This window comes from Rhizohabitans arisaemae (genome assembly GCF_025996515.1).
GTDB lineage: Bacteria > Actinomycetota > Actinomycetes > Streptosporangiales > Streptosporangiaceae > Rhizohabitans > Rhizohabitans arisaemae.
In genome coordinates, this window is the sequence record NZ_BLRH01000009.1 from 1,323,931 (window position 1) to 1,334,691 (window position 10,761).

General features: G+C 67.4%; 5 protein-coding genes. 1 reads left to right on the forward strand and 4 read right to left on the reverse strand.

The genetic code is table 11. The annotated features are described in order from the left end of the window. Nucleotides 1-606: 606 nt before the first annotated feature. The 3 genes from RUR_RS06635 to RUR_RS06645 form a co-directional block, all read right to left on the reverse strand. Complete coding sequence (locus RUR_RS06635) at nucleotides 607-1,947, reverse strand: hypothetical protein (protein WP_283133974.1); 1,341 nt, start codon at nucleotides 1,945-1,947, stop codon at nucleotides 607-609. Nucleotides 1,948-2,278: 331 nt separating this feature from the next. Further along, complete coding sequence (locus tag RUR_RS06640; RefSeq protein ID WP_283133975.1) at nucleotides 2,279-5,047, reverse strand: LAGLIDADG family homing endonuclease; 2,769 nt, start codon at nucleotides 5,045-5,047, stop codon at nucleotides 2,279-2,281. A gap of 870 nt (nucleotides 5,048-5,917) precedes the next feature. Further along, nucleotides 5,918-8,692 (reverse strand): HNH endonuclease signature motif containing protein, encoded by a 2,775-nt coding sequence (locus tag RUR_RS06645; RefSeq protein ID WP_283133976.1) that lies wholly within the window; start codon nucleotides 8,690-8,692, stop codon nucleotides 5,918-5,920. 809 nt (nucleotides 8,693-9,501) lie between these two features. Here RUR_RS06645 and RUR_RS06650 point away from each other — a divergent pair. Next, entirely contained in the window at nucleotides 9,502-9,750 is a 249-nt protein-coding gene (locus RUR_RS06650; RefSeq protein WP_283133977.1) for a hypothetical protein, read from the forward strand. A gap of 56 nt (nucleotides 9,751-9,806) precedes the next feature. On the opposite strand, the gene RUR_RS06655 is transcribed toward RUR_RS06650, so the two are convergent. Beyond that, nucleotides 9,807-10,199, reverse strand: coding sequence for a protein-tyrosine phosphatase family protein (locus RUR_RS06655; protein ID WP_283134026.1), 393 nt, complete (start codon nucleotides 10,197-10,199; stop codon nucleotides 9,807-9,809). Between the last annotated feature and the right edge of the window lie 562 nt (nucleotides 10,200-10,761).

The following is a 10,761-nucleotide window of genomic DNA, read 5'->3' on the forward strand; positions in this document are numbered from 1 at the left end:
AGATGATGTAGCGGCGGATCATGCTGCCCCGCATGCCCCCGCACCGCGCGTGGTGTGGCCGGCTCGCGCAGACCCACTGCCGGCGCCTACCCGCGTGAGCTGCCCCCAGTGGGCTGACCGCCCTTGACGAGACGATGTCAGCGACGCGTGAACCGTGCCCCGGTTCCGACGCTTGTCCACTTTTCAGCCGCCGCCGACAAGATGGAGCTGCGCGCCGGGATGCGCGGGCATCCACCCCTGGCCCAAGGCACTGCGGACACGAGCCCGAACCACTGCCGGCACGATCGGGGACATCGAGTGCGACGACCCCACCACAAGGACAGAGCCCTGCGGATCCACCTGCTGGACCACGAAGGAAGCCCCCAGCCCGCCCTTGCAGTACACGCACTCCGAATCTCTCCGCACCTGCCACCGGTAATCGGCGCCGTCCACCGTGATGAGCCGTGAGTGCCGTCGGTTGAGAGCCATCACCAACCTCCTGTCAGAACTGGGCCCCGTCATGATCCCCAACCGTGACAGGGCACCACAACAGGGCGAACGTCGTCTGATGCGGCACTAGCTCACCGTAGCCGCCGGGTCACAGATCATCCCTGGAGGCAGGACCGGCTAGATGCCGGGGGTGGGGAGGTCGGGTTCGCCGATGCGGCGGTGGAGGGCGAGGCTCGCCTGGATGATTTCCTCGGTGTCCTGGTCGATGTGGGCGTACGGCTGGAGGTTGCCGAGGACGCCGCGGCTCCAGCCGACCAGGTCTCGCGCCATCCCCTGATGGCCGCCCGCGTGGTACACGCGTACCAGTTCGAGGAGGACCCGCGCCCAGGCCGGGCCGTACTCCCCGAATCGGTACCGGAGGTTGGTCTCGCCGGCCCGGGAGGCGAGCGAAAACAGGAAGTGTGCCTCCAGCCCGACCCGGCTTCCCGCGGCGGGGCTCGCCGGGAAAATCTGGAGCGCCGTTCTCGCCAATCGGACGGCGAAGAGTGTGGCCGCCTGCGGCGAACACCGGTCGGCGACGCAGACGTTCGCATGCTGTGATCGCGGGTCGCAGAGAATCTCGTGGAGGTTCTCTCCGGCGACTTGGAGCGCCGCGGCCAGGGTGACCGGGTGCGGGCCGGCGAAACCCTGTTCGGCGGCGGTCGCCACGGCCGGGTTCGTCTGGCGTGCCTGCCCCAGCATGACCCGGGCTTTGGCGATCTGGCCTGACGCCTCCAGGTGTACACCCATTCGGGCCTGCTCGTAGACGACGTCACCGCCAAGCATTCCTTTCACCGCGATCGCGATGTCGTCGGCGGTCAGCGCCAAGTCGAACCGGCCGGAGGCGGCGTGGGTCTCCGCGGCGACGGTGATCGCCCGATACAGGTACATCCCGTGCAGTCGGCTGTCCGGCAGCCGGTTGATCTCCTCGGCTTGGGACAGGTACATCCGGACGGCCCGGTCGGCCGATCCGGCCGCCAGATCGGGATCTCCGTATTTGGCCAGTACCGAGGCGTTCAGGCTGAGTACCCGGGCGAGGTCGAGATAGTGGGGGTTGCTTGCGGTTCGCGACTGCATGGCGCCGAGCGCGGTGTAGACGCCGATCGCCTCTTCCATTTTGAGTACGGCGGACGCGCCGGAGCCGTGTTCGGCGTAGGCGACGGCCAGGCGTGCCCGCGCGTCGGCGAGGAGGTTCGGCTTGTCCGTGCCGAGGTGGGATTCGAGCGCGGAATACAGCCGCTCACTCTCCTCCAACGCCTTGATCGCGAGCTTCGGTTCCCCGGTCGCGGTGAGGCTCGACCCCATGCTGTACAGCAACGACGCGAGTCGGCTCGTGACCCGGTCGTCGGCCGTCTGGGCACGCAGGAGTGACTCGGCTCGACGTAGCGATCCCAGGGCTTCGGCGTGCCGTCCCTGTGCCTGCGCGGCTACCGCGCGATGGTAGAGCTCGTCGATCTGCCGTTCCTGGAGCCAGGACATAGATCACCCCATTCTGATCAATCCTGACTTTAGGTCAGATCGGATTGACAGTGAAGGTTGTTTACCTGGAAGCCTTGCCAGAACACACCACTTATCCGGTACGGGCGCGCTACCGAGCCCAGCCGTACCGGACTCGACGGCTAAGCCCATACCAAACTCCGCGTTAACCCGGAAAGTAGTGGGTTGCGAGACATGGAGGACATCACCGCTTCTGGACTTGTCCTCCGGTACGGGCAAGCCGTCGAACGCGTGCCACTCAGGCTCGACGGCTCGGCCCGTACCGAACCTCATAAATGGTGCGGGTTCGTCAGGTCAGTCAGGGTTCGTCAGGTCACTGCCACGGCCACCCGGCGTTCCGGCCGCGCTCGAGGAGCGGGATCAGCCGGAAGCAGGCGTCGGAGAATCCACCGAATTCATGGCGGTTCGCCTTGCCGGTCTGCATTGCCGCCTGCTGGTAGCCGCAGAGGTTGAACGAATAGATCGGGACATCCTGCGGCACCGCACGATCGACAGACTCGCCCAGGTAGGGAAACGTCTGCATGTCGGAGAGAAGGATGACACGATCATGCTTCCGGTAGGTGGCCTTGATCGCCTCAGCGATCCGTGTCCCGTGCCCCACCTCACCGATTCGCTCGCAGAACCGGTTGATCTCCCGCAGCGGCGACGCCCCGGCATCGAACCGGTGGTGGAAGACACCGTCCGCGAATCCATGCAGATCCACCTTCGTCGCCCTGGACGCCAGAACCACACCGAACAACGCCGCCGCCTGCGCCGCGCTGACCGTGGACCGCGCCGACACCTGCCCCGCCGTCATCGAAGCGGAGGTGTCGACCAGGACCAGGGTGCGCCCCGGCAGAGCGGGTACGCTACCCGTCGCCAGTGCGAGCGCCCGGTCAAGGGCGTCATGCCAGCGCTCCGACGGAGCGTTGCGGTAGGCGGAGTAGAACCGGAACGGGAACTGCCGGGACCGGGCGACCTCGTCGGGGTCCGTAAGCCGCGTGATGACCTCGCCGGCGGTCTCGTCGCCGACGCCCGCCTGGTCGAAGTTCCGCAGGTTGCGGAGGCAGTTGCCGGTCACGAGACCGTCAGCGATGAACAGGTTGGATGCCTCCACCGTGACGCAGTAAGTCGCCCGCTCCCCGCCGTCTTCGATGGCGGCAACGCGGTCGAGGGCGATCGACTCGTCATAGCCGTGCATCTCGCTGCGCGCCGGAGCCACGTGGCGCAGCTTCTCTGCCAGTCGCGCTAGCGACGCAGCCTTGTAGCTGATCCGCAAGTCCAGCAGCTCGCTGAGCTTGACCAGGGCCGTCGCCCGGTTCACTTCCACGACGAACAAGGCCAGGCGACTAGTGATCGTCCTACCTCCGTCGAGGGTGGAGGTGGAGGTCTTGACCGCCCTCTCTCGCACAATGCTGGTTACGCCGAGGCGAAGCAGCGCGTCCGACACCTGCTGAGCAAGCCTCCGCGACACGGTCGCGTACTCCACCGAGCCGTGTGCAGTGCCCTTGGCGTTGACGCGCTCCCGCACGCAGCCGTCGGTGTCGATGAGGCCGGAGATCGCCCCGATCCAGAATTCACGGCTGAACGGCCGGTTTGGCAGCGACTTCACCTCGCAGCGCTTGCCCCACACGTCGTAGCGGCGCAGGACCTCCGTGAGCGGGTTGAGCTTCCACTGCTTGAACGGAAAGCGCAGACGAACGATGCTGCCATTCGGGGTTTCAGTCACACGGCAGCCGTGCTTGACGACGTATTCGCGCATGAAGGCGACCGCACCATCGTCAGGGTTGCCGTGAAACTCTGGGGTCAGCGCGGTCATGCCGCCGTCCCCGAGCATGGCGCCAACGAAGTAGCCGTCCCACGCGTCGCCCTCCTCGCCGAACTGGGATGCGGTCAGCGGGACGGGAATGCGGTCGCCGACGCGAAGGTCTCCCGTGGTGGTCCACTCCCACGCCTGGCGCCCACCGCGCCGCTGGCGAATCCAGCGGTGGTCGTAGGTCGCCTCGATGGTGCGGCCGGATACGAAGCGGATAGTGGCGACCGGGCGCACGCCGGTGTCGAGCCAGGCGGTCGGCGTGGTCGGCCCCAACGCGCCAACCGAGTGGTTGCGCGGCCCTTGGTTCGCGCCGTACTTCACCGGGCGGGTGTCCCACGCCTTGTCGTAGGACAGGACGGGCAGCTTGCGTGCGACGACCTCTTCGATCGGTGCGGTGGTCCCGTCGGGCAGCCATACCGGCGTTCCCTCCGCCAGGCAGGCCATGTACCCCATCGACGGGATCATCGCGGTCCACGCCTCGGCGTCCATCGGCCCCTGCAACCAGCCGGCCAGCGCCTCCCAGGTGACCCCCGCCCGGCCCAGCCGCTCCGGCTCGCTCAGCACGGAACGCCGCTGCTCCACCGGCAACGCGAACAGATCCGCCCGATCACGAAGCAGCCGCAGCGTCTCCGGGATCGGCTTGTCCCGCCCGTGCCGACGGTCGAGGGCATGGGCGAACAGATCGCCCTGCCACCGGCTCTTGGCGTCGTCGGGAGACGGGTGAACCAGATCGATCACGTCGCCGAACCGCCACCCGCGCGAGTCGGTGTCGTACTTGAGGAGCGAGCGCTCGTTGTACAGGCGGCGTACGGCGTCCGCGATGCCGCGCTTCACCGGCTTGGGGACAGTCCGGCCGAACCTGGAATGCCAGTACGCGAGAGCCTCCCCCGGCTCGTCGGCACGCTGCAGCACCGAGTCCACCAACTGACGGTTCATCCCGGTCAGCCCGGCCGCAAGTCGTACCTGTACCGCCTCCAGCGCCGCGGCGATCGGAGCGGACCGCATGTTCGCCTCGTCCCGCAGCCACGGCAGGAATCCGGCGAGCCATCCGACGTCCTCAACCGCCACCTGCCGGACCAGGTACCTGAATCTGTTGTCCCGCTTGTCCGCCTTCTCATAGAAGGTCTGCTCACCGACCATGTTCGTGACCGCCAGGAGGAAGAGCTCACCCTTGGTGCTCCGGAGGTAGCCGGGCGCACCCTCATAGGTGCGGGTCGACGGCATACTCTCGGTGACAACCGGACTGGTGACAGCGGTCTTCGCGGCCCGACGGTTGAACTTGGCCATCCTTGCAGCCCTCCTTTTGCGGACTTGCGCCAAGGAGGAGCCGGCGCACGGCGGGTGCCCGAAATCAAGTCGGTGAGGGATACGTGTGGCGCTCTGCCAACTGAGCTACGAAGACCGAAATCCTCGGCTGGACTCGAACCAGCGACAACCCCATTAACAATGGAAGTAACCCTCTCCTGCGCACCGGGCACGCCATACGGCCATGCTCCTCCCGAGATCAGAGTCGGCGGCGGCACCTACTGTTCGAATCCAAATCGAAGTAGCCGCAGCCTTCGCACCGGGAGGTGCGAAAGTTGGGTGAGTCTCCGTGGAACCTCTGCGAAAACTCGGGTGAAGTTGTGGTGCCGCGCGATTCCGGCCCCGTGACCGGTCTCGGCGGCGGTTCCCACCTTAGAGATCTTCGATCTACGGCGCATCCGAATTATCGGAGTGTGCATCCCTCGTCGAGCACACGCGATCACATCGATGAGAGTGCGCAGCTGACGCCATAGTCGGCAGGCGGGCACCTGGCCCGATTCGAACCAGCGACAGCTTCAAGAAGCGGACCCAGTCCGCGCATCGGAAATCCCATTCACAAGCGATAGGTGAAACATGTTCGTCACCTGTTGATCTGTATCACTGATCCAACGGAGGAATTTCCGGCTTCCTGAACTCAATGCATCGTCGAATCCGGTCTCCATTGATTCGATATCGGGATACCGATGCTCGCACGCCAGTGGCCCAGCTCAGGCATGGCCTGATCTCTTAGCGATTAAGCCATGACACCGCAGAACTCGAACACGTTGTGGATGACTCGCCTCGCGGGGCAAATCAGATTTCGCGCCAGACGACAACCGCTCCCGGAGAGAACTTGGGTCTTTTGTGCCCAAGTCAGAACGGAGGTGTGTCCGACTCGGAGTCAGGTACCGACTGGGGTTCCGTCGTGGCTGACACCCCAGGGATCCGCAGATCCACCGCCGCCGGTGAGCTGTCCGCAAGGATCGGGCGATCGTCGTCCTCGATCGGATAGTCGAGCGGTGTGAGACGGCGGGGCAGAGGCTCGGGGAGCGGCACGATGATCTGATCTGGTGTGGCCGGGTGGATCTGTCCGAGCCGAGTGGTCCAGACGACCACGCCGGCAGAGCTCATGGCCACCTGCCAGCCGCCCTCGTGGCGCAGGCGGTGGTCGTGGCGGCAGACGCAGTGCAGGTTGTCCGCCCGGGTGCGCCCGTCATTCCGCCACTCCCGGATGTGGTCCTGGTCGGTGCGGGAGGCGGGCACCCCGCAGCCGGGCGCGGTGCACGTACGGTCGCGTACCTGTACAAAACGGCGCAGAGCAGCCCCTGGGAACCGGGGACCCTGACCGGTGTCACCCGGCTCCGTCCCACCTCGCTCCGTCCGGTCGTCCGGTGCGCGGTCTCTCCCAGCGCTCCCGGAGCCGCCCTCGCCCTCGCTCGATCTTCGAGGGCACGCTCGGCCGGGGGCGGTCCCGCCCGGATCTGTTGCGTGCGGCACTGCTCCATGCGCTTTGGTCCTGTGCGAATCGGCCCCCACCTCTGTCCCGTCGAACCCGTCCCTTGTGAGGTCGCCCACTCCGGAGCCTCCCTGGACGGGGCGTTCCCGGTCCGGCTCGCCTGCCCGCGCGGCTCCGGCCACAACCTGGGCGGTGAGATCGTCGAGCAACCGCCGCCATCGGCCCGGGAGCCCGGGCAGGGCACCCAGACGGAGTAGGCCGGACCGCGTGAACCGCAGCTCGACGACTCCGCGTCGGTCACCGGTCCCGGCCGGGCCGACCGTCGGCTCCGGCACCTTGATCCCGGGGTCGTCGCGGGGACCGGGGCGACATCGGGTGACACCGCAGGCGGCCAGGCGCCCGTGATCGTCGGTGAGGGTCCACCGCCACTGCCCGCGCACCTGCCGAGCGGCGATCTCCCGGGCTAGGCCGGCGTGTACCGGCCCCCACCCGGCCAGTTCACCAGGATGATCATCCAGACCGAGCAGCGTGGACACCTCCACCCGCAACTCCCCCGCCGCCCACCCCCGCTGACTCGCGACCGGCGCTTCGCAGTCCGGCCTGCCTGGTTCAGGGAAGCCAACCTCGAGTTCGTCCGAATCACGGGTTCCCCACGATCGAGGGGACACCGGCGGGGTGCCTTCGAGACCACCTGTCACCGGACCGCGAGTCGACCTGCCCCCGACACCGTTGCCGCCAGCCGACGAGACACCGTCCGCGACCGCGGCCACCGCCGCCCGCCCGGCCTCGACCATCCGTAAACCGTGCGCCTCAGCGGCTCCGGCGTCCCCTGGCTGCTTGGACGGTCCGCCGAGATCAGCCGACCGGGCCACATGCGCGTTCTCATCCCGCCCGACCTCCGATCGGGCCGGGCCATCCCCGCACCCGGAGTCGGCCACCGGCGATTCCACGACCCCCTCATCCGCCAGACCCCGGAACCCGGCGTCCGGCAGTCCGCCCGCCGGAGGATGGGCCTTCCCCCCGGCCACCGCGACGATCCCCGACCGCCCGGACGATCCACCAAGACCAGCCGATCCACCGAGAACAGCCGACCGGGCCGTATGTGCGTTCCCATCCCGCCCGGCCTCCGACACAAGCGGCCCCCGCGACGGCCAACCGCCCCCGGCACGACTCCCGCTCCCCGGCGCGACACCGTCCCCAGCCTCGGCAGCACCCGCTCCCCCGGACCGTACCGGTCGCAAGAGACCCGACGCACCGACCGTCCCGCCGACCCCCCGCGACCCCGACGAACCGCCGACATCAACAGGCCGGGCTGCGGCGCACGCCTCCCCGCTCCGCCGAACCCCCGACCCCCGCCCGACCTCCGACCGGGCCAGGTCACCGGCCGCCCGGGAATCGGCCACCAGCCGGTCCACGATCTCCTCGTCCGTCAACCCCTGCAACCCGGCGTCCAACAACCCCAGAAACAACTCCGACCGGATGTGCTGGGACGGCCGCCGGTCCCCCGCCGCCTTCGCCCGCCGCGCCAGCGCGTCCACCCGGGCACACGCCGCAGCCACCCGGTCCAGCGGCTGGTCCAGCCCCGACAGGTTCGCCGTCCCGTCCGGATTGCGCGACCCCGCCACCCGCCGCTCCCGCACACCCGCCTTGAACCGCCGCTCCGCCCACTCCGGGTCGATCGCGACCGCGGCGCGTCCGACCGCGTCGACCAGCGCGGCCACCGTCACCGCCTCCGCCAGGGGAAGAAGCCGCCCGCACACCGCCCGCGCCTGCTCATCGGCCAGCCCACGCGTCCAGGCGGCAAAGGCCCGCGCCTTCACCGCATCGATCCGGCCCCGCTCCAAAGCCGCGTGCACCATCGGCAGGCGCGACATCAGATCCCACGCCTCATCGAACCGGCTGCCGGCCCGGCGCCGCGACCACACCAAAGCCGGGCGCAGCTCGTCGGAGGAGAACTCATCCGGGGCATCGGCCCGGCACACCAGCGAATCAGGACCCGGGGTGCGCAGACCCACCTCCACCATCGCCGCCATCAGATGGGCCTCGTCGTGGCAGTGCTGCCGGTACCGGGCCTTCAGCACCTCCACCGCATCGGGCGCGGACACCCGCCCGATGTCGATCCCGGCCAGCACCCGCGCAAGCTCCGCGCCGGGCGGCATCTGAGCCAGCCCGGCGGGAACCCGCTGCGTCACCGGAATCTCCACACCCCCACCCTGCCACCCGCCACCGACAATTCCCGGCCCGCTCAGGACGCCAACAAATCACTTACCAAAACGCCAGCACGATACCCACACAATTGGTGCACAACACATGTCAGGGAAACGACGCCGCAAGCATGTACAGGAATCCGAAAGGCAGCAAATTCGCTTCGGGATACCGAACGGACAAACAGGTGGCGAACCTGCTTCCCGTACCGATCGAGCAGGCGATCCACCGCTCAGACAACCCGGATGATGCAGCGATGACCTATCGCAGACAGCTTGACGAGTTCCACCGAAGCCAGCGATCAGTGCAGGCTGCGCTTCCCCACGCCCAACCCCCGATTGGGCCTGTAAGCATCTCTCTGGGAGCGGCCAAGCCGAGCACCTCCCAGATCGAAATGGCAGCGGTTTCAGGATTCGAACCTGTACATCGCCAAAGAAGTAGCCGCAGCCGACGCACCGGGAGGTGCGAAATATTCGGCAAAGCCTTCCCGAGATTGAATCTGAGACGGAAAATGGGCCCGACCACGGAAACGCCGGCTGCTTAAGCCGTCAGCGGGAACCGAACCCGCCCACTCCCTTATAGTGAAGGATGTATCCGTCGTCTTCGCACCGGGAAGACTCGAATGAAGTTGTGCACGCCCAAATGACCCGGTCGAATTCGCATACCCGGCCCTCGGCGACGCTCACCACATTAGCGATCAGCACTTCCCACTGCAGCGGAATTACCCCAAAATCCGTGTTCCGGAAGTCCGCAACCCCACCCCAGACTCCGTCTGCACCCGCGATAACCTGCGAAGATGCGTCGCACGCCGGAGTCGCCGCTTCCGCTGCCGCCCCTGGTCGAGTACCGGCGGCGGCCGGTCTTCCTCCGCGCCCGGCGCCGTACCGAAGACGGACGCTGGTGGGCATTGCTGTCCTGGCAGGAGTCCTCCCCCTCAAGCGGACGTCACTGGACCGCAGAACGCTGGGTCGACTACGAACAGATCCAACCCGTCGAAGGCCAGGACTACCGGTCCGTCCCCACCGTCCAACGAGAGGATCCTTAGAGCAGCCGTCGAGGAGCTCCGCCATATCAGGGTTTTGGCGATCGGCCCAGCGTCCGCTACTGGAAGCGTGCCACGAAGCGGCGCTGCCACGGGGTTTCCACAGCCCGCCGAGAATAGTGTTCCCGCACATAGGCGACCGCCTCCGCACCGGGCACCCCGTCCAGAACGGCGAGGCAGGCCAAGGCCGTACCGGTCCGTCCGACCCCACCCCCGCAGGCGACCTCCACCCGCTCCGACTCGGCCCGCGACCACGCCTCCCGCAGCACTTCCCCGGCATCCTCCCGATCGGACGGCAACCGGAAATCCGGCCACCGCACCCACCGTGCGTCCCACTCCACCGGAGGAGGCTGGCGACCCAGCAGATACACCCCAAGGGACGGTACGGGCCCAGCCGGCAAACCCCGCCGCAGCCCTCGTCCCCGGACCAACCGCCCCGAAGGCAACCGCATCACCCCAGCCGCCGTAGGCTCCCACAAATCGATCACGGCCAGAGCGTAACCTTCCTACCCCACCCGGGTGCCGATTTCAGGACCGATCCCAGCTCCGCGACGGCACAACCGAGCCTGCTCGACCCCCGGCCAGCAGGGATCTGAATCCGCCGGATCACACCGCATTGGCCGACAAAGACTGAGACCATGAACCCGGATCCCATCCCACCAACGCACCTATTCGATCAAGGTCTGACCTGCGACGATGCACTACCGCCGGGCCGCTGCAAAAAGCACCCCCAAACCAACAAGAATCACCCCACCGACCTGCGGCTTTACCCTAGGGTTCCCGATCATCCCTGGAGGGATCGCAACTGTTCGGGATGCCGGGAGGGGTTCCGGCGCGGCACGTTCCCGATCATCCCTGGAGGGATCGCAACAACAGCGCCGGACCGGGAGCCCAGTCCATCACGAGTCACAGATCATCCCTGGAGGAATGCCCGTAAATTTAGGACCTTCATGCCTCGCTGGGTAGATTTGACGAGATGATCTCGATGTTGTAGCTCACGACCACGGAAAGCTC